24 protein-coding genes and 1 tRNA gene are annotated in these 22,690 nt (G+C 71.2%); 10 read left to right on the top strand and 15 right to left on the bottom strand.

Annotated features, from left to right (window positions below):
• Window positions 1-116 precede the first annotated feature (116 nt).
• Entirely contained in the window at window positions 117-1,322 is a 1,206-nt protein-coding gene (locus B7W94_RS09025; RefSeq protein ID WP_085606044.1) for a YihY/virulence factor BrkB family protein, read from the top strand.
• Between the two features lie 9 nt (window positions 1,323-1,331).
• Window positions 1,332-2,171, top strand: a complete 840-nt coding sequence (locus B7W94_RS09030) for an exodeoxyribonuclease III (protein WP_025105653.1) — start codon at window positions 1,332-1,334, stop codon at window positions 2,169-2,171.
• Here the strand turns inward: B7W94_RS09030 and B7W94_RS09035 are convergent.
• Complete coding sequence (locus B7W94_RS09035; protein WP_253247417.1) at window positions 2,165-2,830, bottom strand: DUF4166 domain-containing protein; 666 nt, start codon at window positions 2,828-2,830, stop codon at window positions 2,165-2,167. The two genes, B7W94_RS09030 and B7W94_RS09035, sit on opposite strands and share 7 nt — an antisense overlap.
• Window positions 2,831-2,892: 62 nt before the next feature.
• Between B7W94_RS09035 and trpS the strand changes: the two genes are divergently transcribed.
• Both trpS and B7W94_RS09045 read left to right on the top strand, forming a co-directional pair.
• Window positions 2,893-3,897 carry a tryptophan--tRNA ligase gene (trpS, locus tag B7W94_RS09040; RefSeq protein WP_025105651.1) on the top strand — a complete coding sequence of 335 codons (1,005 nt, stop codon included), beginning with the start codon at window positions 2,893-2,895 and terminating at the stop codon, window positions 3,895-3,897.
• Window positions 3,898-3,923: 26 nt separating this feature from the next.
• Window positions 3,924-4,547, top strand: coding sequence for a hypothetical protein (locus B7W94_RS09045; protein WP_025105650.1), 624 nt, complete (start codon window positions 3,924-3,926; stop codon window positions 4,545-4,547).
• Between the two features lie 21 nt (window positions 4,548-4,568).
• Here the strand turns inward: B7W94_RS09045 and pth are convergent, their stop codons facing one another.
• Window positions 4,569-5,150, bottom strand: coding sequence for an aminoacyl-tRNA hydrolase (gene pth / locus B7W94_RS09050; protein WP_025105649.1), 582 nt, complete (start codon window positions 5,148-5,150; stop codon window positions 4,569-4,571).
• A 96-nt stretch (window positions 5,151-5,246) separates the two neighbouring features.
• A complete protein-coding gene (locus B7W94_RS09055) occupies window positions 5,247-5,864 on the bottom strand; it encodes a 50S ribosomal protein L25/general stress protein Ctc (protein ID WP_025105648.1) in 618 nt (205 codons plus the stop codon).
• A gap of 224 nt (window positions 5,865-6,088) precedes the next feature.
• Here B7W94_RS09055 and B7W94_RS18475 point away from each other — a divergent pair, with 224 nt between their 5' ends.
• Window positions 6,089-6,214 (top strand): hypothetical protein, encoded by a 126-nt coding sequence (locus tag B7W94_RS18475; protein ID WP_255218687.1) that lies wholly within the window; start codon window positions 6,089-6,091, stop codon window positions 6,212-6,214.
• On the opposite strand, the gene B7W94_RS09060 is transcribed toward B7W94_RS18475, so the two are convergent.
• Together B7W94_RS09060 and B7W94_RS09065 are read right to left on the bottom strand one after the other, a co-directional pair.
• Window positions 6,199-6,723, bottom strand: a complete 525-nt coding sequence (locus B7W94_RS09060) for a gluconokinase (protein ID WP_085606048.1) — start codon at window positions 6,721-6,723, stop codon at window positions 6,199-6,201. The two genes, B7W94_RS18475 and B7W94_RS09060, sit on opposite strands and share 16 nt — an antisense overlap.
• Window positions 6,724-6,740: 17 nt before the next feature.
• Window positions 6,741-7,799, bottom strand: coding sequence for a D-2-hydroxyacid dehydrogenase (locus tag B7W94_RS09065; RefSeq protein WP_085606050.1), 1,059 nt, complete (start codon window positions 7,797-7,799; stop codon window positions 6,741-6,743).
• Window positions 7,800-7,962: 163 nt separating this feature from the next.
• Here B7W94_RS09065 and gndA point away from each other — a divergent pair, with 163 nt between their 5' ends.
• Window positions 7,963-9,417 (top strand): NADP-dependent phosphogluconate dehydrogenase, encoded by a 1,455-nt coding sequence (gene gndA, locus B7W94_RS09070; protein ID WP_085606052.1) that lies wholly within the window; start codon window positions 7,963-7,965, stop codon window positions 9,415-9,417.
• 51 nt (window positions 9,418-9,468) lie between these two features.
• Here the strand turns inward: gndA and B7W94_RS09075 are convergent, their stop codons facing one another.
• From B7W94_RS09075 to B7W94_RS18555, 4 genes are all read right to left on the bottom strand, one after another.
• A complete protein-coding gene (locus B7W94_RS09075; RefSeq protein ID WP_085606054.1) occupies window positions 9,469-10,719 on the bottom strand; it encodes an FAD-binding oxidoreductase in 1,251 nt (416 codons plus the stop codon).
• 76 nt (window positions 10,720-10,795) lie between these two features.
• Window positions 10,796-11,515, bottom strand: a complete 720-nt coding sequence (locus B7W94_RS09080) for an ABC transporter ATP-binding protein (protein ID WP_172400111.1) — start codon at window positions 11,513-11,515, stop codon at window positions 10,796-10,798.
• 47 nt (window positions 11,516-11,562) lie between these two features.
• The gene (locus B7W94_RS09085; RefSeq protein WP_367379565.1) at window positions 11,563-12,702 is read right to left on the bottom strand and encodes an ABC transporter permease; all 1,140 of its coding nucleotides are present in this window, start codon (window positions 12,700-12,702) and stop codon (window positions 11,563-11,565) included.
• Window positions 12,648-13,028, bottom strand: a complete 381-nt coding sequence (locus B7W94_RS18555; RefSeq protein WP_367379566.1) for a hypothetical protein — start codon at window positions 13,026-13,028, stop codon at window positions 12,648-12,650. Before B7W94_RS18555 ends, B7W94_RS09085 begins: the two co-directional genes overlap by 55 nt.
• 164 nt (window positions 13,029-13,192) lie before the next feature.
• On the opposite strand from B7W94_RS18555, the gene B7W94_RS09090 reads away from it, so the two are divergent.
• Window positions 13,193-13,921: a response regulator transcription factor gene (locus B7W94_RS09090; protein ID WP_025105641.1), complete on the top strand. Its 729-nt coding sequence runs from the start codon at window positions 13,193-13,195 to the stop codon at window positions 13,919-13,921.
• Between the two features lie 26 nt (window positions 13,922-13,947).
• Window positions 13,948-15,435 (top strand): sensor histidine kinase, encoded by a 1,488-nt coding sequence (locus B7W94_RS09095; protein ID WP_085606056.1) that lies wholly within the window; start codon window positions 13,948-13,950, stop codon window positions 15,433-15,435.
• 371 nt (window positions 15,436-15,806) lie between these two features.
• On the opposite strand, the gene B7W94_RS09100 is transcribed toward B7W94_RS09095, so the two are convergent.
• From B7W94_RS09100 to B7W94_RS09125, 6 genes are all read right to left on the bottom strand, one after another.
• Window positions 15,807-17,381: an FAD-dependent oxidoreductase gene (locus tag B7W94_RS09100; RefSeq protein WP_085606058.1), complete on the bottom strand. Its 1,575-nt coding sequence runs from the start codon at window positions 17,379-17,381 to the stop codon at window positions 15,807-15,809.
• On the bottom strand, window positions 17,378-18,271 hold the full coding sequence (locus B7W94_RS09105) for an FAD:protein FMN transferase (RefSeq protein ID WP_085606060.1): 894 nt from the start codon (window positions 18,269-18,271) through the stop codon (window positions 17,378-17,380). The genes B7W94_RS09100 and B7W94_RS09105 overlap by 4 nt, the downstream gene beginning before the upstream one ends.
• Before the next feature lie 15 nt (window positions 18,272-18,286).
• Window positions 18,287-18,763: an FMN-binding protein gene (locus tag B7W94_RS09110; RefSeq protein WP_085606062.1), complete on the bottom strand. Its 477-nt coding sequence runs from the start codon at window positions 18,761-18,763 to the stop codon at window positions 18,287-18,289.
• A 92-nt stretch (window positions 18,764-18,855) separates the two neighbouring features.
• Window positions 18,856-19,890, bottom strand: a complete 1,035-nt coding sequence (locus B7W94_RS09115) for a ribose-phosphate diphosphokinase (protein ID WP_025105636.1) — start codon at window positions 19,888-19,890, stop codon at window positions 18,856-18,858.
• A 7-nt stretch (window positions 19,891-19,897) separates the two neighbouring features.
• Window positions 19,898-21,328 carry a bifunctional UDP-N-acetylglucosamine diphosphorylase/glucosamine-1-phosphate N-acetyltransferase GlmU gene (gene glmU, locus B7W94_RS09120; RefSeq protein ID WP_085606064.1) on the bottom strand — a complete coding sequence of 477 codons (1,431 nt, stop codon included), beginning with the start codon at window positions 21,326-21,328 and terminating at the stop codon, window positions 19,898-19,900.
• A gap of 1 nt (window position 21,329) precedes the next feature.
• Window positions 21,330-21,401 (bottom strand) — tRNA-Gln (locus B7W94_RS09125).
• Window positions 21,402-21,524: 123 nt separating this feature from the next.
• Between B7W94_RS09125 and B7W94_RS09130 the strand changes: the two genes are divergently transcribed.
• Entirely contained in the window at window positions 21,525-22,034 is a 510-nt protein-coding gene (locus tag B7W94_RS09130) for a GNAT family N-acetyltransferase (protein ID WP_085606066.1), read from the top strand.
• Entirely contained in the window at window positions 22,031-22,525 is a 495-nt protein-coding gene (locus B7W94_RS09135) for a MarR family winged helix-turn-helix transcriptional regulator (protein ID WP_025105633.1), read from the top strand. Before B7W94_RS09130 ends, B7W94_RS09135 begins: the two co-directional genes overlap by 4 nt.
• The last annotated feature ends 165 nt before the right edge of the window (window positions 22,526-22,690 follow it).

Raw genomic sequence — 22,690 nt, forward strand, 5'->3', positions numbered from 1 at the left:
ACCATGCGAGAACAGGCGGTCCCGGACGGGGCCGCCTGTTCTCGCGTCTGCGCCTGTTCTCGCTGAGGCAGGCCGGGCGCGCGAGGGCGGGTCCCGCGCTTGGGTAGGGTGGGGGCGTGTCCGAGCCCGGTTCGGCGACCGACGGTCGCCTCGATGCCGCGGTCGAGCGCGCGACCGCGCTGACCCGGCGCACCCTCGGCCTCTTCCCGGTGCGGGTGTGGCGGCACTTCCTGCAGCACAACGGCTTCCTGCTCGCCGCCGGGGTGAGCTATCAGGCGCTGTTCGCCATCTTCGCCGCGATCTACCTCGCGTTCGCCATCGCGGGCCTCTGGCTCGGCGGCAGTGAGGAGGCGGTGAACGGCCTCATCGACATCATCAACAACTACATCCCGAACCTCATCCTCGACGAGGGCGGCGTCTTCACCCCCGCGCAGGTGCAGGAGATCGCCTCGAACACCAGCGGATTCCTCGGCATCACCGGTCTCATCGCCCTCGGCACGGTGATCTGGACCGCGATCGGGTGGGTGACCTTCTCGCGGCGGGCCGTGCGCGACATCTTCGGCCTCGAGCCCGACCGCCGCAGCTACCTCCTCCTCAAGGCGCGCGACCTGCTCGCCGCCCTGATCTTCGGCGTCGCGCTCATCGTCGGCTCTGCCCTCAGCTCCGCCAGCGCCGCGGTCCTCAGCTGGGTGCTGTCGCTGCTGGGCTGGGATGCCGGCTCCGACGGAGTCAACATCAGCATCCGGATCGGCACCGTCCTGGTGTCGTTCGTCCTGCTGACGGGAGCGCTGGCGGCGATGGTGCGCTTCCTCACCGGCACCTCGCTGCACTGGAGCACGATCTGGCCGGGAGCCCTCCTCGGCGGCGCGGCCATGACGGTGCTGCAGTTCGGGGTCGGGTTCCTGCTGAGCTACACGCCGTCGAACCCGCTGCTGGCGACCTTCGCGATCTTCGTCGGACTGCTGCTGTGGTTCCGGGTCAACGGGGTGGTCATGCTCGTCGCCGCCTCGTGGATCGCCGTCGCCGCCCAGGACCGCGACCTCCCGCTCCTGCTGCCGACCGAGGCCGAGCGGCGGGTGGCCGAACACGCCACGCTGCTCTCCGCCGCACGGATCCGACTGCGAGACGCCCGCGCCGCGCGCGACGAGGCCCCGTGGTACCGGACCTGGGCGGCCGGGCACGCCGTCCGCGCGGCGGAGGACGAGGTCGCACGGCTGGAGGCCTCCGCTCCCCCGCCCGCACCCCCGACCTCCCCTTTCGCGCAGCGCCTGCTCTCCGAGCTCGATCACCGTCAGAACCGCGATGTCGGCGGTGCTCGTTAGGCTGGAGGAATGCCTCACCTGCGTATCGCCTCGGTCAATGTCAACGGGATCCGGGCGGCCGCCCGCAACGGGATGAGCACGTGGCTGGACGCCGCAGACATCGACATCCTCACCCTTCAAGAGGTGCGCGGGCAGGACGAGCACATCGAGGCCGCCCTTCCCGGCTGGACCTTCGTGCACGACGAGGCCACGGCCAAGGGGCGCGCGGGCGTCGCGATCGCCAGCCGCCTCCCCGCGCTCGCCTCCCGGGCGGACTTCGGCCCGGAGGACTTCGACTCCAAGGGGCGCTGGATCGAGGCCGACTTCCTGATCGGCGACCGTCCGCTCACCGTCGTCAGCGCCTACGTGCACTCCGGCGAGGCCGACACCCCCAAGCAGGACGAGAAGTGGAAGTTCCTCGACGCGTTCGAGGCTCGACTGGCGAGCCTGAACACCGACGGCGCCCTCGCCCTCGTCACCGGCGACCTCAACGTGGGGCACCGCGAGCTCGACATCAAGAACTGGCGCGGCAACCGCACCAAGGCCGGCTTCCTGCCGCGCGAGCGCGCCTACTTCGATCGCTTCCTCGGTGAGGCCGGGACATCGGTCACCGGCGTCGACGGCTCGGTCGGCACGGGCCTGGGCTGGGTCGACGTCGGACGTCGCTTCCACGGCGAGGTGGACGGGCCGTACACCTGGTGGTCCATGCGCGGGAAGGCCTTCGACAACGACTCGGGATGGCGCATCGACTACCACCTGGCCACGCCCGCTCTCGCCGAGCGCGTGCAGGCGTACCACGTGGCCCGTGCGGCCGCGTACGACCAGCGCTGGAGCGACCACGCGCCGGTCGTCGTCGACTACACCTACTGACCCGGTTCCGGCCGCTCGGAGGGCGACGGATCCGACTCCCGGTACCATCCTCGGTACTCCAGCACGGTGCCGAGCACGGGGTTCACGGCGCGCATGTCGATCGTGCGCCGGCGGTGCTCGGCGTCCCAGCCGTCGACGAGGTCCACGCGCACGCCGAGCGGTCCGGGCAGCGCGAACCGCCGCCCGAACAGCCGCAAGGCGACCCGGACAGTACGCATCCGCAGGAAGCCCTCCGCCGTCACACTGCACTCCTCGATGAGCTCCACGCGGCCACGGGCGCCGAGGAGATTCCGCACCAGCCCCGGCCGCACGCTCACCGTCAGCCGGTCCACGATCCGTGCCGTCCGACCGGGGAAGAGGAACTCGCGGGTGGAGTCGAGCGTCGCGCGGCCCGTCGCCGCGCGCCCGGTCGTCGTGCGCAGCACGAACGGCACGTCCCGCCCCGACGTCGGCACCAGCAGACCCGGTCCCACGATCGGACGGGCGAGGGCCGCCCAGCGGCCGAACCGGCTCCCCGCGACCGCGAACACGCCCTCCGCGTGCCCCACCGAGACGGGCGCACGGTACTGCGCGAGGATCTCCGGGTGGAGGCGCTCCGCCTCCGTGCCCAGGGCGTCGAGGAACACCTGTCCGCGTCTCAGGGGCATGCCGTCCGTCATGACGTCAGCGTAGGGGATGCGACGGCGCCGGGCACCGCGGCGCGGGCGCATAGGATTGACGGGTGAACAAGCCTCGCCTCTACTCCGGAATGCAGCCCTCCGCCGACTCCCTCCAGATCGGCAACTACATCGGCGCGCTCCTGCAGTGGCGGGAGCTCCAGACCTCGTATGACGCGTTCTTCTCCGTCGTCGACCTGCACGCCCTCACGGTCGCCCAGAACCCGGCCGAGCTGCGCGAGAAGACCCGCCGGACCGCCGCGCAGTACATCGCCGCGGGCATCGAGCCGTCGCAGTCGACGCTGTACGTGCAGTCACACGTCCGTGCGCACGCCGAGCTCGCCTGGATCCTCAGCACGATCACCGGCTTCGGCGAGGCCGGACGGATGACCCAGTTCAAGGACAAGTCGGCCCGCTACGGCGCTGATGCGACCAGCGTCGGCCTCTTCACCTACCCGGTGCTCATGGCCGCCGACATCCTGCTGTACCAGACCGATGTCGTGCCGGTCGGAGACGACCAGAAGCAGCACGTCGAGCTCACCCGCGACCTCGCGGAGCGCTTCAACTCGCGGTTCGGCGAGACCTTCACGGTGCCCGTCCCGGTCATCCAGAAGGAGACGGCGCGCATCTACGACCTGCAGAACCCGACGGCGAAGATGTCGAAGTCGGCAGAGAGCGACGCCGGTGTGCTGTGGATGCTCGACGACCCGGCGAAGTCGGCGAAGAAGATCATGCGCGCGGTGACCGACAACGAGGGCACCGTGCGGTTCGATCGTGAGGCCAAGCCGGGCGTCTCGAACCTGCTCACCATCTACGCCGCGCTGACCGGACGCCAGATCCCCGCGATCGAGGACGAGTACGCGGGCCGCGGATACGGCGACTTCAAGAAGGGCCTCGCCGAGGTCGTCGTGGAGGAGTTCGCTCCGGTGCGCAGCCGTGCCCTCGAGCTCCTCGACGACCCGGCGGAGCTGGACCGGATCCTCGCCGAGAACGCCGCCCGCGCCGACGCCGTGGCCGATCGCACGCTGTCCGACGTGTACGACCGCGTCGGACTGCTGCGCCGGGTGTGAGCCGCGGCCGAGCCTAGGATGACATCGTGACCGACCCGCAGCTTCCCCCTCCGCCCGGCGCCGTGCCGCCCCTTCCCTCGGTCCCGCAGGAGCCGGTATCCGGTGCGGTCCCGCCGCCCGCGTATCCGTCGACACCGCCGGCCGCTCCGGCACCGTACCCGCCCGCGTATCCGCCGGCACCCCCTGCCGCGCCTCCCGGCGCGTATCAGGTGCCTGTGGGCGGCTACGCGGCACCGTCCGGCTCGTACACCGCACCAGATGCCGCGCCGAAGCCCTCGGGGTTCCTCGGCCTGCTCGCTCTCGGCCTCTCGATCCTCGCGGCCGTCGTCATGCCGATCATCGGCGGCGTCAGCGCCTTCGAGGTCGGCCGCCGCATCCCGCAGGGCGTCAGCGGCTCCACGAGCGATCTCGGGTTCCTGTCCCCCGCGCGGGACCAGGTGCTGTGGACGGAGCTGTCCTTCTGGGCCGGCACGGTGTTCGGCATCGCCGCGATCGTACTCGGCATCATCGCGATCCGCCGGAAGCGGGGGCGCGGAGCGGGCATCGCCGCGCTCATCGTCGCCGTCCTCGGCGCGATCATCTTCTTCGTCGCCGTCTTCACCGCTTTCGCCGTCGGCGGGGCGGCGGGGTACGCCACCTTCACCACCTGACGCGCCGCGCGCGCCGGAACCTCAGCGGGGGGCGTGGTGCTTCTGCTGTGCGGCGAGCAGTCCTTCGTCGACGAGGAGCTCGACGGCGTCGGCCGCGTCGCCCACGAGCAGGGGCAGGTTCGCGCGCTCGTCCTTGCCGAACGGGGAGAGCACCCAGTCGGCCGGGTCCTGACGCCCCACCGGGCGACCGATGCCCACGCGCACCCGGGGGAAGTCCGGGCTCGTGAGCGCTCGCGCGATGTCGCGGACGCCGTTGTGCCCGCCGTGGCCTCCCCCGGTCTTGAGCTTGACCGTGTCGAACGGGATGTCCAGCTCGTCGTGCACGACGACCACGTGGTCGAGGGGGACGGAGTAGAACCGGGCGAGCGCCGCGACGGGGGTGCCCGAGACGTTCATGAACGTGTTCGGCTTCGCGAGCACGAGCTTGTCGGCGCCGGGACGGAGCCAGGTCTCGACGACGCGGGCACCGCCCTTGTGCTCCCGGAAGCTCTCGCCGCGGCGGGCTGCGAGCTCGTCGACGACCATCTGGCCGATGTTGTGGCGGGTCGCCTCGTAGCGGGGTCCGGGGTTGCCGAGACCGACCACGAGCCAGGTCGCTGCCATTCCTCGTCCTCTCTCGCCGGAACCGTCGCCCCGGTCAGGATACGACGGAGGGGACGCGATCCGATCGCGTCCCCTCCGTGATGAAGCAGGCGGAGATCACTCCGCGGCGGCCTCCTCGGACGCCTCGGCGGCACCCTCGGCGGACTCGCCCTCGGTCTCCTCGTCCTCGACCGGAGCGGCCGGGACGGAGATGGCGACCACGAGGACCTCGGCGTCGGTGAGGAGCGTCGAGCCCTTCGGGAGGGTGACGTCGGCGGCGGTGATGTGCGCGCCCTCCTCGAGACCCTCGACCGAGACCTCGATGTTCTCGGGGATGTGCGTGGCCTCGGCCTCGACCTGGATGGTCGTGGCGTCGAGGTTGACGATGGTGCCGGGAGCCGGCTCGCCGGTCACGACGACGGGGACGTCGATGGCGACCTTCTCACCCTTCTTCACGACCAGGAGGTCGATGTGCTCGATGATCTGGTGCACCGGGTCCTTCTGCACGTCCTTGACGAGCGCGAGCTGCGAGGTGCCCTCGATGTCGAGGTCGAGCAGCGCGTTGGCGCGGCGGATGATCAGGGAGACCTGGTGACCCGGCAGCGCGACGTGCACGGGCTCGGTGCCGTGGCCGTAGATGACCGCGGGGATCTTGCCGGCGGCGCGCAGACGACGGGCGAAGCCCTTGCCGAAGCTGCTGCGCAGCTCGGCGTGGACCGTGGTGTCTTCAGACATGGGGTTCTCCTTCGGGCACGCAGCGAAGGCGCCGCGCGGTGGTCTTGGAATTGTGGACTCGAACGCGGACGCGTGAGGAAAGCCACCGGGCTTGCTTCGCCGCGTCGATCACGGACGTCCGCGCACGCGCAGAAGCGTCCCTCGCCGAGGTACGACTCCATGGTACCGGATGACCCGATAGGCTGAGGACACCGGTCCCCTCTGCAGAAATTCGGAGTACCTCCATGCTCGACGCCGCGTTCCTCTCTCACGTCCTCCTCTGGGTGATCGGCGCCATGTCGCTGTGCGCCGCTGTCGCGACCGGCGCCGCCCTGTTCTCCCTCGGCCGCTCGGGCTACCGCAAGGACTGAGCGTCCCCCGGCGCTCTCGTGATCGCGATGAGCGCCTTCCGGATCGCCGCCACCTCGCGCCTCAGCGGAAGCGCGGCATCGACGCGGAGCCCGACCTCGTCGTGCCGCAGCGGTTCCCACGCGTCGAGCTGGGAATCGAGCAGCGCGGCAGGCATGAAGTGATCGGGCCGGTCGCCCAGCCGTCGTGCGAGCGTCTCCGGAGCCACGCCGAGCTCGACGAAGACGGCGTCCGGTGCCTCCGCCCTGATGGCATCCCGGTAGTGCCGGCGCAGCGCCGAACAGGCGACGACGATGCGCGTCTCGGCGGCGAGCGTCCGTCCGACCACGCGGAGCCACGGCATCCGGTCGTCATCGTCGAGAGGGATGCCCGCCGCCATCTTCTGGACGTTGGTGAGCGGATGCAGGTCGTCCCCGTCCACGAAGCGCGCCCCGAGGTCCTCGGCCAGCGCCGCACCCACCGTCGACTTCCCGGAGCCGCTGGGCCCCATCACGACGATGCGCACGCTCATGCCCGTCGCCTCCCGGCTCAGTAGAACTCGACCGTGTCGACCACGGCACGCAGCTCCCGGCCGTCGAGCAGCCGGGTGGCGTTCTCGGCGAACCTCCGTGCGATGCGCTCCTCCTCCTTCGAGCTCAGAGCCGCCGTGTGCGGGCTGACGAGGACGCGGGGGTGCGTCCAGAGCGGCGAGTCGGCGGGAAGCGGCTCCTGCTCGAAGACGTCCAGCCCGGCGAAGCCGACGCGGCCGTCATCGAGCGCGGCGAGAAGCGCCGTCTCGTCGACGACACTGCCGCGTCCGACGTTGGTGAGGATGACCCCGGGCTTCACGGCCCGGAGGACCTCCTCCCCGATGAGGTGCCTGGTCTGCTCCGTGCCCGGCAGAGTGACGACGATCGCGTCGACCTCGCCCACCGCGTCCACGAGCTCGTCGGGCGCGATGAGACGGTCGACGCCCTCGACCGCGCGGCCGGAGCGGCTGGTTCCCCACACCCGGGCGCCGAGCGCGTGGAAACGGCGGGCGCACTCCGCGCCGATCCCGCCGAGTCCGACGACGAGCACGGTCATCTCGTCGACCTGACGCATCTCCCAGCGGTCGGGCCAGGTGCGCTTCCGCTGGTCGTCGAGCAGCCGCGGGAGGCCCTTCGCCCCGGCGAGCACCGCGAAGAGCGCGAACTCGGCCAGCGTTCCGCCGTGGACGCCCGCGCTGGTGGTGAAGACGATGCGGTCGAGGTCGGCGCGGTCGAGTCCCGCCGCCTTGATAGTGCTGCCGCCCCCGGCCGCCGTGGTCATGACCCAGCGCAGTCCCGGATTGGCGGATACCGTCCGCGCCAGCGCCTGCGGGTCGACATCGGGGATGCCGAAGAGCACGTCCGCGGAGTCGACGAGATCGTCGAACGCGCGCTGCTGTTCCGGGGTCCGGCTGAATTCCGGGTCTCCCGACCAGTCGGCAGGGCCGCGCATAGGAGGCACGAGCGCCGCATCGTGGACGACCTCGAGCCGCGGCTCGAGCTCTTCGATGAGCCCGCACAGCTCCTCCGCCAACGGCACCGCGACGACGGCGCGGACCTTCTTCTCAGACTCCGTCACGACCGACTCCCTCCAGCTCCTGTGCTCTCCTCAGCGTAGAGGTCCCGAGCGTCCCGGCCGCCCGGCACCGCGGACGATGACAGGGTCGCGTCACGGGTGCGCCTCGATCCGCCCTACAGCGATACGCTGAACTCAACCCTTCTTCACGATCGAGGAGCCTTCCGTGCCCGAAGCATCAGCGAACATCGGAGTCGTCGGACTCGCCGTCATGGGGTCGAACCTCGCCCGCAACCTCGCGAGCCGCGAGGGCAACACCGTGGCGATCTTCAACCGCAGCTACGAGAAGACGCAGACCCTCCTCGACGAGCATCCCGAGGCGGGCTTCATCCCGGCGAAGACCTACCAGGAGTTCGCCGATTCGCTGCAGAAGCCGCGTACCGCCATCATCATGGTCAAGGCCGGAGCTCCGACCGACGCCGTGATCGACTCCCTCGTCGAGGTCTTCGAGCCGGGCGACATCATCGTCGACGGCGGCAACGCCTACTTCCCGGACACCATCCGCCGCGAGAAGGCCGTCCGCGAGACCGGCATCAACTTCGTCGGCGCCGGCATCTCCGGCGGCGAGGAGGGGGCCCTCACCGGTCCCTCGATCATGCCGGGCGGCTCCGACGAGTCCTGGGTCACGCTCGGGCCCATCCTGAAGTCCATCGCCGCGGTCGCCGAGGGCGAGCCCTGCGTGACGCACGTCGGACACGACGGCGCCGGCCACTTCGTCAAGATGGTGCACAACGGCATCGAGTACGCCGACATGCAGCTCATCGCCGAGGCGTACGACCTCATCCGGCGCGGCACCGGCAAGACGCCCGCGGAGATCGCCGAGATCTTCGCCGAGTGGAACCGCGGCGAGCTGGAGTCGTACCTCATCGAGATCACCGCCGAGGTGCTGCGGCAGGTCGACGCGTCCACCGGCAAGCCGCTGGTCGACGTCATCCTGGACCAGGCCGGCGCGAAGGGCACCGGCGCCTGGACCGTGCAGACCGCGCTCTCCCTGGGCGTGCCGGTCTCGGGTATCGCCGAGGCGACCTTCGCCCGCTCCCTCTCCTCGCACCCCGAGCAGCGCGCGGTCGCCGCCGCGCTTCCCGGCCCGGACGAGGAGTTCACGGTCCCGGCCGACGAGGTCGACGCGTTCGTCGAGGACGTCCGCCTGGCGCTCTACGCCTCCAAGATCGTCGCCTACTCGCAGGGCTTCGACGAGATCCGCGCCGGTGCCGCCGAGTACGGCTGGAACATCAATCTCGGTGCGATCTCCAAGATCTGGCGCGGCGGCTGCATCATCCGTGCACAGTTCCTGAACCGGATCGCGGACGCCTATGCCGAGACCCCCGACCTGCCGGTGCTGATGACGGCTCCGTACTTCGCCGAGGCGCTCACCCGCGGCCAGGCGGCATGGCGCCGCGTGGTGGTCACGGCGGCGCAATCCGGCATCCCGGCTCCCGCGTTCTCGTCGTCGCTGTCGTACTACGACGGCATCCGCGCCGACCGCCTCCCGGCCGCTCTCGTGCAGGGTCAGCGCGACTTCTTCGGTGCGCACACCTACAAGCGCATCGACAAGGAGGGCACCTTCCACACGCTGTGGTCGGGCGACCGCTCCGAGATCGAGGCCGAAGACACGCACTGACCTCGGGTCTTCGAAGGGCCGGGCACCGCAGGGTGCCCGGCCCTTCGTGCGTCAGACGAGGATGTTGTGGTTGCGGCGGAACACGTTCTGCGGGTCCCACTGCGCCTTCACCGCCCGCAGACGCTCGTAGGCGTCGCCGTCGTACATCCCGGACACCGCGTCCGGGCGCTCGCGGTCGACGAAGTTGCTGTACTCGGCGAGGCGGCCCCCGACGATCCGCTGCGCGTCGGCGGCGGCCTTCTCGCGCCCCTGCTCGTCGAGCAGCCCGGGGACGTCGAAGGCACCGGCCATGACGAACCACGTCGCGGTGCGTGCCGGGAAGGCCGTCTCCTCCTGCGGCACGTCGCCGAACGCCCCGCCGAGGGATCGGAGGAACACGACCGAGGCGGGGTACTCCCGCCGATAGGCCACCAGCCGATCGATCGTCTCGTCGTCGAGATCGGCGACGAGACCGTTCCCGCCGAGGAACCCGGGAGGGGCGGGGGCCTCGCCGCCCTCGGGCTGCGGCATCTCCATCAGGATGTCCCGGTAGGCGGGTTCGGTGATCTCCGTCGTGACACCGTCGAGCGCGGTGATCGGCGCGAGTTCCACGCGCAGCGCTTCCGGGTCGGGCCCCGCCCATACGGCGGTCAGCCGGGCACCGGCCGGAGCACTCGGGTCCATGGGCGGCACGTCCATGTACGTGACGGTGAGCTCGCGCGGGGCGTCGCGGAGGAGTTCGCGCGCGGCCCGGAGCACGGCGGTCGCGTCGCCGTCGACGACGGACTCGGCCAGCGCGATCCCCGGCAGGCGATGCGCTTCGAAGTCGAAACGGGTGACGATGCCGAAGTTGCCGCCACCGCCGCGCAGCGCCCAGAACAGGTCGGGATGCTGCGTGGCCGAGACCTCCACCACGTCTCCGCTCGCGGTGACGACCTGGGCGCCGACCAGCTGATCGACGGCGAGGCCCCAGGCGCGCACCATCCAGCCGACGCCGCCGCCGAGGGTGAGACCGCCGACGCCGACGCTGGCCGTGTCGCCGGAGCTCAGGGCGAGGCCGTGGCCGGCGAGGGCTGTCGCGACATCGCCCCAGACCGCACCGCCACCGATGCGCACGGCGGTGCCGTCGACCTCGATCGAGGAGAGCTCCCCGAGTTCGAGCCGCAGACCGGGAGCGGAGGCGTGGGACCAGGGCCCGTGTCCGCCGGAGACGACGGTCAGGGGGACAGCCTCCTGCGCGGCGGCGCGGACGAGCGCGGCGACCTCGGAGACGGTGGAGGGACGGTGGACGGTGGGCTGTGCGGACTCGACGTGGTCGACCATGAGCACACGGTAGACCCGGGGTCGGACATCACGGAAGAGGGGCGGCCCACCGTCCGCCCCTCCCCCGCGCCGCCGGCTATCGGGTGATGTCCCTCACCGTCCCCTGCGTCAGACGCAGCCGTTTCGTCGCCCGCCGCGCCACCGCGGAGTCGTGCGTGACGACGACCATCGTGATGCCCTCCGCGCAGAGGCGTTCCAGCAGGTCGAGGATCTCGTCGCGCATCCTCTCGTCGAGGTTGCCCGTCGGCTCGTCCGCGAGCAGCACCCGGGGGCGCTTGACGATCGCCCGCGCGATCGCGACACGCTGCTGCTGTCCGCCGGACAGCTCCGCGGGACGATGGTCTCCGCGGTCCGCCAGGCCAACGTGGGCGAGAGCGGCGGCGACCCGGGTGCGTCGTTCCGCCGGGTCGATGCCGAGCGGCTCCAGGGCCATGTCGACGTTCTCCGCCGCCGTCAGCGTGGGGATCAGGTTGAACCCCTGGAAGACGAAGCCGATCTCCTGCGCGCGGACCCGTCCCAGCTCCGACGGCGAGGCCGACGACAGTTCACGGCCGTCCAGCTGCAGCGTCCCGGAGGTCGGGGTGTCGAGCGCCCCCAGCAGTTGCAGCAGCGTCGACTTGCCCCCTCCGGTCGGCCCCTGGATCGTGACGAAGGCGCCGGGCATGATCTCCAGGTCGACGCCGGTGAGTGCCGTCACCGTCCGTCCCCTCCGCGTATAGGTGCGGGTGACGCCCGTCGCCCGGTACAGCGGGGTCGCCGCCGACGAGGCCGGAACGCGGGCCTCGGAATCCGTCATCGTGGTCATCTCGGTCTCCTTCTCTCCTGTGTGGTTCGCGACGCCGCTCATGCGACGGACCGCAGGGCCTCGGCGGGGCTCAGCCGCGCCGCCCGCCAGCCTCCGAAGGCGCCGGCGACGAGCCCGCCCAGCACGGCGAGGCCCACGGCGGCGACGAGCACCCAGGGGGTCAGCGGTGCCTGCAGCACGATGTCGGTGGCGGTCTCCGCGCCCGGGGCCATGCCGCCGGGGCCGCCGAAGCCGCCTCCTCCCTCCGGGCCTCCGCCGACGGCCGCGGAGCCGGCGGCCACGGTCGGCTGCGCGACGGTGATGATCAGGATCCCGGCGAGGCCGAGCACGAGACCTGCCGCTCCTCCGAGGAGTCCCTGCACCATCGACTCCCCGGCGACCTGGCGCACGACGCGGCCGTTCGACCACCCCATCGCCTTCAGGGTGCCGAACTCGCGGGTGCGGCGGCCGACGCCGGAGAGGGTGAGGAGCACCGAGAGCAGCACGGCGACGGCGAGGACGATGATCGACAGCCAGGTGCCGAGGTTCGTGACGAGCGCCGTCGCGTTCGAGAGCGAGCCGGACACGGTCGCGGCGAGCTCGGACTGCGAGGAGACGGTGGCGTCGGGAAGCTCCTCCGCCAGGGCCGTCTGCACCTCGTCGATGGACGCCGCCGAATCCGCCTGCACGTACACCGTGGAGATCACGTCCTCCACCCCGGCCAGCTCCTGCGCGGTGTCGAGCGGGAGGTAGACGTCCGCCGCGGTGTCTGCGGCATCCGACGCCGAGGTGAGGAGGCCGACGACCTCGACGTCGGAGCCCGCGACGTCCAGGGTGTCGCCGACGGCGATGTCCTCGCTCGCGGCGTAGGTGCTGTCCACCAGCGCGACGAGCGCTCCGCTGTCATCGGCGTCCAGCCCACGCCCCTCGCCGATCTCGGCGGAGGCCAGCGGGCCGACCTCCGACGCAGACGGGTCGATGCCCAGGACGGTGAACGAGTCGATGCCGAAAGCACCGCCTCCACCCCCGCCGCCACCCTGCGGAGGAGCCTTACCCTCCGCGGGCGCCTCGCCGTCCTCCGCACCGTCCTGCCCGCCGAAGCCGCCGCTCGGCAGCTCACCGGAGAAGGTCGAGTTCGTCAGGCTCAGCGCACCGGTCGCGGCGGCGACGCCGTCGGTACCGGCCACCGTGTCCAGCACCGCGGCATCGAGCGTCGTCCGGCCGAAGTCCGTGCGCAGGGTCGACTGCTCCAGGGTCGTGGTCTCGCCGTCGCTCTCCCCCGCGTCCTCGTCGAACTCGAACCGCGGCCCCGTCCCGTCGCCGGTTCCGCGGCGGCACCCGTGACGGTGAGATCCGTCCCGACCCCGTACACCGCCGCGAGCGACTGCGCCTGGGCGTCGCGCACACCGGTCGTCAGGGCGTTCACCACGATCACGAGTCCGATCGCGATCGCGAGACCGATGGCCACGATCGCCGTCTGCTTCTTGCGGCCCGCGAGTTCGCGCCGCAGATATCGTCCGTACATGTCTCTCCTCCCGCCGCGACGATCGCGGCGCGGAACCGACGCTAGGGACGGCCGTTATGCGGATTCGAGGGACGGATGATGAGGGTTCTATGAGGCGGACATCTCCCAGAGAACCCATAGCCCACTCCATAGAAATCACATAGGAAGTTCCGCAGAATAGAGGCATGACCAGCGACCTGCCCGAACTGCGCCGCCCCGACGGCTCCCCTCTGCGCATCCTCGCCGTGGACGACGAGCAGATGCTCACCGATCTGCTCGCCATGGCCCTGCGCATGGAGGGCTGGGAGGTGCGCACCGCCTCCTCCGGTCTCGAGGCGATCCAGGTCGCGAAGGAGTTCGAGCCGGACGCCCTCGTGCTCGACATCATGATGCCCGACCTCGACGGGATGGCCGTGCTCAAGCGTCTCCGGGAAGCCGGCAACCTCGTCCCCGTCCTGTTCCTGACGGCGAAAGATGCCGTGGGCGACCGCGTCGCCGGGCTCACCGCCGGGGGCGACGACTATGTGACCAAGCCGTTCAGCCTGGAGGAGGTGATCGCCCGACTCCGCGCGATCATCCGGCGCACCGGACACGCCAGCGCCGACGACGGGCAGTCGATCCTCCGGGTCGCCGATCTCACGCTCAACGAGGACAGCCACGAGGTCGTCCGGGACGGCGTGGAGATCGAGCTGACCGCGACCGAGTTCGAACTGCTGCGCTACCTCATGCGCAACGAGCGCCGGGTGCTGTCCAAGGCGCAGATCCTGGACCGCGTCTGGAGCTACGACTTCGGCGGCAAGTCGTCGGTCGTGGAGCTCTACATCTCCTACCTCCGGAAGAAGATCGACGCCGGGCGCACGCCCCTCCTGCACACCGTGCGCGGCGTCGGCTACATGATCAAGGCCCCGCAGTGAGCGGAGCGACGGTGACGCGACGGCCCATGAGCCTGCAGACGCGGCTGATGACCGCGGTGATCGGGTTCGTGTCGCTGATCCTCGTCATCGTCGCCGTCATCACCAGCGCCACCCTCGGCAGCACGCTCGAGGACCAGCTCGACAACAAGGTGAAGAGCTACGCCGCGACGATCCGGGATCGGATCGTGGAGGGCATCGCGCCGTCCGAGGCCACCGTCGACAACATCCTGTATCGCCTGGACCCCATGCCCGGACTTCTGCTGTCGCTCGGCAGCCCCATCGCGGGGCCGAGCGGCGTCGCCTTCGAGGACAGCCGCGGGGCGCTGAACAGCACGCCGCAGCCGCTCACCCCCGGTCAGCTGCAGCAGCTCTACGGAACGGTCGCACTCGGCACCCCCGCCACGGTCTCCTTCGACGGCCTCGGCTCGTATCGGGTCGTCGCGACCACCGCGAGCAACGGCGTCGTCGTCGTCACCGGGCTCCCGCGCGACGACATCCAGCATCAGCTCACGCAGCTCCTCACCGTGATCCTGCTCGCGACGGCGGGCGGCCTGATCCTCCTCGCCCTGACGACGGCGGTCACGATCCGTGTCGGGCTGCGGCCGCTGCGGGCGGTTGCGGCGACCGCGACGAGAGTCGCCAATCAGCAGCTCGACCGCGGCGAGGTCAGCATCACCGAGCGCGTGCCGGCGAGCGAGGCCGATCCGCGGACGGAGACCGGGCTCGTCGGCGCCGCGCTCAACAAGCTCCTCGACCACGTGGACACGTCCCTCTCGGCGCGGCAGAAGAACGAGGAGCAGATGCGCCGGTTCGTCGCCGACGCGAGCCATGAGCTGCGTACGCCCCTGGCTTCCATCCGCGGCTACTCGGAGCTCTCGTTGCGGGCGCTGCGTCAGGCACCGGAGGCGACGAAGGAAGACGCGGTCATCGAGGGCACGACCTCCTCCCTGGAGCGCATCCAGGCGCAGTCGCTGCGGATGACGCGGCTCGTGGAGGACCTGCTGCTCCTCGCCCGTCTCGACGAGGGACGCGAACTCGTGTACGGCACGGTCGACCTCACCCAGCTCGCCCTCGAAGGCCTTTCGGATGCGCGACCGACCGCGGCCGATCACCACTGGAACATCGAGGTGCCGGACGAGCCGGTCACCGTCGTCGGGGATGCCGGGCGGCTGCATCAAGTCGTCGCGAACCTGCTGGCCAATGCCCGCACCCACACCCCCGCGGGGACCACGGTGACGCTGAGCGTGGCCCGGGAGGGCGACGAGGCCGTGCTCCGCGTGCACGACGACGGCCCGGGGATCGATCCCGCCCTCCGCGACGAGCTCTTCGCCCGTTTCGCCCGCGGGGACAGCTCCCGCGCCCGGCAGACCGGAGGGACCGGGCTCGGTCTCGCGATCGTCAAGGCCATCGTGGAGGGCCACCACGGCCGCATCTCGGTCGACAGCGAGCCCGGCGACACGACCTTCACGGTCCGGATCCCGATGACTCCTCCCGGCGAGACCCCCGACTCCTGACCCGGGGGTTCCTTCTACCCCGCTCAGCTGCACGACCGGAACCCGCCCGCACGACTGATCCGTTCACACCGTCGTGCACCCGTCCCCCAGTCGTGCAGGTGTCCCGGCCGGTCTCCGAGGTCGAGACGAGCCCGCGCTCACCCGCACGCCCCGATCCCGTACGCGCGACCCATCCGTCCGTCCCCTCGTGCACCCGTCCCACGGTCGTGCAGGTGTCCCCCGGTCGTGCAGGTCCCGCGGTCGTGCACCCATCCCGTCGGCACGATCCGGGGGCGGATGCACGACGAGACCGGGGATTCGGTCGTGCGGGTGTCGGGGGGTCGTGCAGGTGTCGCAGCGCCCCCGGACCGACGGACGGAGGACGATCCGGGTCAGTAGCCGGCGAAGGCGTCGGTGGTGAGGGAACGGGCCTTCTGCAGCGCGGGCGCGAGGTCGGCGATGAGCCGCGGCGGCCCGGAGATGAAGGCGTGCCGCGCCGAGAGGTCCCCCACCGCGTGCTCCAGGGTCTCCGCGTCCAGACGCGCCCCCTGCGCCCAGGTCCAGTGCGCGGGGAGGTCGGCCGGCTCGTCGCGGGTGAACACGACCGCGCGCACACCCGTCGCGGCGAGCTCGTCGCGGAAGGCGAGCTCCTCCGCCGAGGACGCCACGTAGACGAGGACGATGTCGCGCCGCTCCCCCGTCGCCTGGAGCTGCCGGAGCTGCGACACGAACGGGGTCACGCCGATGCCGGCCGCGACCATGAGCACCGGCTGCTCGCCGCGCGGGAGGATGAAGTCGCCCCAGGTTCCGGTCACGGCGAACGTCGCACCGGGCTCGGCCGCCGCAAGAGCCCGCTTGTAGCTCGACGGGTGCTGCTGGTCGCCGTTCTTGTACGCGATGCGAAGGGTCGGAAGGTCGGCCGGAGCGGACACGATGCTGAACTCGCGGCGCGTCCCCCGCGCGTCCGGCCGTCGGTGCGGCACGTCGAGCTCGAGATACTGCCCGGGGAGGAACCGTACGCGGCCCTTCGCCCGGAAGGTGAGCTCCTGGGCGGTCGGCGTCACGGAGGCGCGGCTCTCGAGGACGAGACGCACGGACCCGCGGAGCGCGAACGCGAAGGCCACGAGGTTCCCGATGAGCAGAGCGCGCTCCTGCCCGAGCGTGAACAGACCGGCCACCGAGATCGGCCACCCCGCGAGCACGCCCACCACGACGGCGACGACGAGCTGCTGCCGACGACGCGGCGGGAGCGTCAAGGGCTCCGACAGCATGAACGCGCCGAGGAAGAGGAACGGCGACTGGAGCACCGCGAACGACAGCGCCGTCACGACGTCGAAGGCCACGTCGAACTGCACGGCCTGCACGGCCTGCCGCACGACCGAGGTGGCGACGGCGACGACGAGGAAGAGCAGGACGACCCCGACCTTCTCCGTACGCCACAGCACGGCGAGCCCGAGGAGGACGACGGGGATCACGAGCACCGGCGTGCCGACCCACCACGAGGACGAGGTGCCGAGCCAGCTGAACGCCCCGAACGCCCCCAGGATCGACACCACCGCGGCACCGAACGCCGCCGGGTTGAAGATGTGGCGTCCTCGCCAGGCGATGAGGTACTTGGACACGCTGGCCACTGCGCCCGCGATGGCGAGGCCGAGCAGTGCCGACGGCTCAATGCCGGGACGCAGCACGAACAGCAGGATGAGGGCCGTGACGAGTGAAGACTCCACGCGCCAGGGCAGGCGGAGCAGGCGCTGCGCGACCGCGTCCACAGCCGAGATCACGACCGCGAGCACGAGGAAGGACGCCACCAGCTCCACCGGCGTCGGAGAGACGATCACCCCGAGCAGGGAGAGCACGAGCGCGATGAGCGCGAGGGCCGTCAGCGCGAACAGCACGAGACGGTACATCGACAGTGAGCCGAGCACGGCGAGGACGCGCTGGCGGGCGGCGGCGAAGGCGGTGGTCATGGTGTCCTGTCTCCCACGGTTCCGGCGGCTCGCGCAGGAGCTGCGGTGAAGAGCTCGGCCTGGCAGCCGGGCGAGCGCTGCACACGGCCGTCGGTGGTCATGCGCACCCACTCGACGCCCCAGCGGGCGGCCAGCTCCGGGCCGCCGTCGAAGAACAGCGCGGTGGCCACGGCATCCGCCGTCATCGCCTCCGGGGCGAGTGCCCACGTCGCCGCCCAGGTGCGGACGGGCTGTCCCGTCCGCGCATCGAGCACGTGGTGGAGGCCCTCGCCCCAGGCCCGTCGATTGACGGCCGAGGCGCACAGCGCGCCGTCGGTGATCTCGACGACGCCGATCGCCTTCCGCGCATCGAACGGGTGCTCGAGAGCGACGCGCACGCCGGCGCCGCGCACCCGGATGTCTCCGCCGGCATCCACGACCACGTCCCCGGGGACGACTGCCAGCACCGCCATGACCCGGTCGACGAGACGCCCCTTGCCGAGGGCGCCCACGTCGAGGAGGGCGGGCTCGTGCGCCTCAACCGTGTCCGCCGACCAGGTCAGCAGGGACGTCCAGGACGCGGGAGCGGGGCGGGGCTCCCCGGCCCGCAGCGAGTACGCGGCGTCGTAGCCCAGGGCCTCCAGGCTGTCGGCGACCAGGGGGTTCACCGCACCGGCCGTCGCCGCATCGAGCTCGCGATAGGCATCGAGCATCGGCGCCGCGTCCGGAGCGGACAGCGAGCCGCCCGACCGGCCGAGACGCACCACGTCGGAGTCGTCTCGGAAGCGGGACCAGAGGCGATCGAAGCGCTCGATCTCGGCGGTCACGGCCGCGCGGACGTCATCCGTGAGCGGGGCACCGGTCTCGATCTCCCACCCGGTGCCGATCGCCTCGAATCGCCACTCCCCCATGAGGACGCCTCGCGCCTAGGCGGCGGCCTGCTCCTTGATGGAGGCCACGGCGTCGTTGAAGCCGCCGCTCGTGAGCGACGACCCGGCGACCCGGCTGACGTTCAGCTCGTCGATCGGCTTCCCCACGACCTCGTCGGCGATCCCGTCGATGAACTCGCCCTGGTACCGCTCGGTCTCCGGAGCCTTCGGGTCGCCGGTCACTTCGACCTCCGTCACGACGCCGTCGGCGAGGGTGAGCGTGACGGTGATCTCCTCCACCGTCTCCGGGGTCTGGTACGAGCCGTCGGCGGTGTACGTGCCGTCGGTGTAGGTGCCGGAGGCGTCACCCCCGCTCGAGGAGGACGAGGTGCTCGACCCCGCGGTCTCGTCGGTGCCGGTCGAGGTGTCTGCGGCGTCGCCGGTCGACGAGCATCCGGCGAGGATGAACAGCCCCGCGATCCCGAGAAGGGCGGAGCCCGTGCGGACAGAGGTCGGAACGGTCGTGCGGATCATGGGGTCCTCCGTGGTCGTCGTCGGTCGACTCTTCCGTCGATGACTCGACCGTAAGCACCGGGGCTATGCGCGGGCTGTGCCGTCCCGATGAGTTACGCGTCCCCGCCGAACATGCTCGTGACGGAGCCGTCTTCGAAGACCTCATGGATCGCCCGCGCGAGCAGCGGCGCGATCGGCAGCACCGTGAGGTTCTCCCAACGACGCGACGCGGAGAGCGGGATGGTGTCCGTGACGACGACCTCGTCGATCGCCGCGTCCTGCAGCCGCTCGGAGGCCGGGTCGCTGAAGATCGCGTGGGTCGCCGCGACGATCACGCGGTGCGCGCCGTTCGCCTTCAGCGCCTGCGCGGCCTTGACGATCGTGCCGCCGGTATCGATCATGTCGTCGACGAGGAGGCAGGTGCGCCCCTCGACGGTGCCGACGATCTCGTGCACGGAGACCTGGTTGGCGACCTTCGGGTCGCGGCGCTTGTGGATGATCGCGAGCGGCGCGCCGAGGCTGTCCGACCAGGTGTCGGCCACGCGGACGCGGCCCATGTCCGGGGAGACGACCGTGAGGATCTCGCGGTCCTCCGGCGTGAGCGTGCGCTCGAAGTGGTCGAGGAGCACCGGCTTGGCGAACAGGTGGTCGACGGGGCCGTCGAAGAAGCCCTGGATCTGAGCGGCGTGCAGGTCGACGCTCATGACGCGGTCGGCGCCCGCCGTCTTCAGCAGATCGGCGACGAGGCGGGCGCTGATGGGCTCGCGGCCGCGGCCCTTCTTGTCCTGACGCGAGTACGGATAGTACGGCGCGACGACGGTGATGCGCTTCGCCGAGGCGCGCTTGGCGGCGTCGATCATGATGAGCGTCTCCATGAGCCACTCGTTGACCGGCTCGCCGAAGGTCTGCACGAGGAAGAGGTCGCAGCCGCGGATCGAGACCTCGAAGCGGGCGTAGATCTCGCCGGAGGCGAAGGTGCGGTGCTCGACCGGAGCGATCTCGGTGCCGAGCGACGCGGCGACGGCCGCCGTCAGCTCGGGATGCGATCGACCACCCGCGATGACCAGACGCTTCTTCGTCTTGGCGACGAGGCCGGGGGCCACGCCGTTGTCGCGATCCAGGTCGACCGTCTTCTTCTTCCGGGCCATGCTCCGCCTATTCCGCCGAATTCTCCCGGGCCGCGGCATCCGCCGCGCCCGTCCCTGCTCTGTTCTTCTCGACCCACCCCTCGATGTTGCGCTGGGGGGCCACGCTCATGGCCAGGGCACCGGCCGGGACGTCCTTGCGGACGACGGCGCCGGCGCCGGTCTTCGCACCAGGACCAAGCCTAACGGGCGCGACCAGCACCGTGTGCGAGCCGGTGTGCACCTCGTCGCCGATCTCCGTGCGGTGCTTGTTGACGTCGTCGTAGTTGGCGGTGATGGTGCTCGCCCCGAGGTTCACCCCCCGGCCGATCGTCGCATCACCGACGTACGACAGGTGCGGGACCTTGCTGCCCTCGCCGACCTCCGCGTTCTTCGTCTCGACGTAAGCGCCGATCTTGCCCCTCGGGCCGAGCACGGTGCCGGCGCGGAGGTAGGAGAACGGGCCGACGGTCGCCTCGGCGCCGATCACGGCCAGGGTCGCGTCGGTCCGGCGGACGACCGCATCCTCCCCGACCTCGCAGTCGACGAGCGTGGTGTCCGGACCGATCGTCGCCCCCGCGGCGATCGTCGTCGCGCGCAAGATCTGCGTGTTCGGCAGGATCGTGACGTCGGGGGCGAGCGTGGCGTCGTCGTCGATCCAGGTGGTCGCCGGGTCGACGATCGTGACGCCCTCGAGCTGCCAGCGACGGACGATGCGGGCGTTCAGACGACGGCCGACCTCGGCGAGCTGGGCGCGGTCGTTGACCCCGAACGTGACCTCGACGTCCGACACGATCGACGCCGCGACCCGGTCGCCGTCCCGTCGCACGAGGCCGGGCACGTCGGTCAGGTACATCTCGCCCTGGGCGTTGTCCACGCCGATCCGCGGCAGGTAGGTGCGCAGCGTGGCGGCGCGGAACACGTACATGCCGGCGTTGATCTCGCTGACCGCCGCCTCCTCCGCCGTGGCGTCCTTCTGCTCGACGATCCGGTCGACCGTGCCGTCGGCGTCGCGGATGACCCGCCCGTAGCCGGTGGGGTCGTCGACGAGGGCGGTCATGAGGGTGGCCGGGGCTCCGGAGGCGCGGTGCTCGTCGAGGAACGTGGAGAGCGTCTCGGCATCGGCCAGCGGGCAGTCGCCGGAGAGCACGAGCACGTCGCCGTCGAAGTCCGCGGGCAGCGCGTCGACCGCGACCTGGACGGCGCGGCCCGTGCCCGGCACGTCGTCCTGGTCGACGAAGACCGCGTCCGGGTAGTCCTCGCGCAGCGCCGCCACGACCTGATCGCGCTCATGGCGCACGACCACCTCGATGTGCGCTGGCTGCAGACGCGTGGCCGTCGTCAGCACGTGTCCGACCAGAGGCCGCCCGCTGATCCGGTGCAGCACCTTCGGCAGGCGCGACTTCATGCGCGTGCCTTGGCCCGCGGCGAGGACGATGATGGCGAGGTTGTTCCCAGTCATGCTCCGCCGCCAGGACTCGAACCTAGACCTCACAGCTCCAAAGGCTGTCGTGCTGCCATTACACCACGGCGGACCGCGGCGCCCCGGGGGCGCCGCCCGATAAGTCTGCCACGTCCTCGCCCGTCTTCCTGTGCGTGAGGCGCACGCCGAGTGGGCTCGTCATCCGCCCGAAACACGGCTCTGCGATGCTGGGACGATGAGCCTCGTGATCGACCGTGTCACCGTCGCCGCCCCCGAGATCGCGGCCTTCATCGCCGCCCACCACGCGGAGATGAACGGCACCGCTCCACCCGAGAGCCAGCATGCGCTGCCGCTCGACCGGCTGCTGACTCCGCGCGTCCGGTTTTTCACAGGACGGATCGACGGACGGATCGCTGCGACGGGCGCCCTCGCGGTCGTGGAGGACGGACATGAGGAGCTGAAGTCGATGCGCACGGATCCCGCCTTCCGCGGACGCGGGTTCGGGCGGACGATGCTCGGTCATCTCCTCGACGACGCCGGCGCGCGGGGCGTCCGGCGACTCTCGCTCGAGACCGGCCGCGACCCCTTCTTCGCCCCCGCGCGCGCGATGTACGCCGCCGCCGGTTTCCGCGAGGGCGCCCCGTTCGGCTCCTATCCCCCCGACGCGCACAGCGCGTTCCTCACGATGCTCCTCCCCGCGTCCTCCGCGGCCACGATCTCGCCGCACGCGATAATGAACGGATGAGCGAGGCGGATGAGGTCGATCGGATCGTCGGCGCGTGGAACACGCAGCGCCCCGACCTCGACTTCTCCCCCCTCGAGGTGCTGTCCCGCATGGACCGCCTCTCCCGACACCTCGACCGCGCGCGCCGCGAGGTGTTCCGCCGGAGCGACCTCGAACCGTGGGAGTGGGACGTGCTGTCGGCGCTGCGCCGGGCCGGGTCGCCGTTCCAGCTCTCCCCCAAGCAGCTCCTGCAGCAGACCCTCGTGTCGAGCGGCACCATGACCAACCGCATCGACCGTCTCGTCGGCCGTCGCTTCGTGCGCCGTGAAGCCGACCCGGCCGATGGTCGCAGCGTGCTCGTGACCCTGACCGACGACGGCCGGGTCCGGGTGGACGCCGCGATCACCCGGCTCGTGGACGCCGAGGCCGACCTGCTGCGCGCCCTCTCCCGCGCCGACCGGGACCGACTGGCCGCCCTGCTGCGGAAGCTGAGTCTCAGCTTCGACACCTGACCCGGACCCGGTGTGGTTCGGTCCGGTCCATCCCGTCTGTTCCGCCTGCACGATCCGTGCACGGCTGCCCGGGAGAAGCGGTCACCTGGTCGTGCATCCGGACCCGGGTCGTGCAGGCGTCGCAGGACCCATCCGACACGAGTCGTGCATCCGGACCCGGGTCCT

Source organism: Microbacterium sp. LEMMJ01 (assembly GCF_002114135.1).
In the GTDB taxonomy this organism is placed as follows: Bacteria; Actinomycetota; Actinomycetes; order Actinomycetales; family Microbacteriaceae; genus Microbacterium.

Excerpts from the sequence above, each read along its gene's own strand:
- B7W94_RS09030 (WP_025105653.1), top strand. The coding sequence starts at position 1,332 with ATGCCTCACCTGCGTATCGCCTCGGTCAATGTCAACGGGATCCGGGCG.
- B7W94_RS09035 (WP_253247417.1), bottom strand. The coding sequence starts at position 2,830 with ATGACGGACGGCATGCCCCTGAGACGCGGACAGGTGTTCCTCGACGCC.
- pth (WP_025105649.1), bottom strand. The coding sequence starts at position 5,150 with ATGGCAGCGACCTGGCTCGTGGTCGGTCTCGGCAACCCCGGACCCCGC.
- B7W94_RS09055 (WP_025105648.1), bottom strand. The coding sequence starts at position 5,864 with ATGTCTGAAGACACCACGGTCCACGCCGAGCTGCGCAGCAGCTTCGGC.
- B7W94_RS18475 (WP_255218687.1), top strand. The coding sequence starts at position 6,089 with ATGCTCGACGCCGCGTTCCTCTCTCACGTCCTCCTCTGGGTGATCGGC.
- B7W94_RS09060 (WP_085606048.1), bottom strand. The coding sequence starts at position 6,723 with ATGAGCGTGCGCATCGTCGTGATGGGGCCCAGCGGCTCCGGGAAGTCG.
- B7W94_RS09075 (WP_085606054.1), bottom strand. The coding sequence starts at position 10,719 with ATGGTCGACCACGTCGAGTCCGCACAGCCCACCGTCCACCGTCCCTCC.
- B7W94_RS09080 (WP_172400111.1), bottom strand. The coding sequence starts at position 11,515 with ATGACGGATTCCGAGGCCCGCGTTCCGGCCTCGTCGGCGGCGACCCCG.
- B7W94_RS18555 (WP_367379566.1), bottom strand. The coding sequence starts at position 13,028 with ATGTACGGACGATATCTGCGGCGCGAACTCGCGGGCCGCAAGAAGCAG.
- B7W94_RS09090 (WP_025105641.1), top strand. The coding sequence starts at position 13,193 with ATGACCAGCGACCTGCCCGAACTGCGCCGCCCCGACGGCTCCCCTCTG.
- B7W94_RS09095 (WP_085606056.1), top strand. The coding sequence starts at position 13,948 with ATGAGCCTGCAGACGCGGCTGATGACCGCGGTGATCGGGTTCGTGTCG.
- B7W94_RS09100 (WP_085606058.1), bottom strand. The coding sequence starts at position 17,381 with ATGACCACCGCCTTCGCCGCCGCCCGCCAGCGCGTCCTCGCCGTGCTC.
- B7W94_RS09105 (WP_085606060.1), bottom strand. The coding sequence starts at position 18,271 with ATGGGGGAGTGGCGATTCGAGGCGATCGGCACCGGGTGGGAGATCGAG.
- B7W94_RS09110 (WP_085606062.1), bottom strand. The coding sequence starts at position 18,763 with ATGATCCGCACGACCGTTCCGACCTCTGTCCGCACGGGCTCCGCCCTT.
- B7W94_RS09115 (WP_025105636.1), bottom strand. The coding sequence starts at position 19,890 with ATGGCCCGGAAGAAGAAGACGGTCGACCTGGATCGCGACAACGGCGTG.
- glmU (WP_085606064.1), bottom strand. The coding sequence starts at position 21,328 with ATGACTGGGAACAACCTCGCCATCATCGTCCTCGCCGCGGGCCAAGGC.
- B7W94_RS09130 (WP_085606066.1), top strand. The coding sequence starts at position 21,525 with ATGAGCCTCGTGATCGACCGTGTCACCGTCGCCGCCCCCGAGATCGCG.
- B7W94_RS09135 (WP_025105633.1), top strand. The coding sequence starts at position 22,031 with ATGAGCGAGGCGGATGAGGTCGATCGGATCGTCGGCGCGTGGAACACG.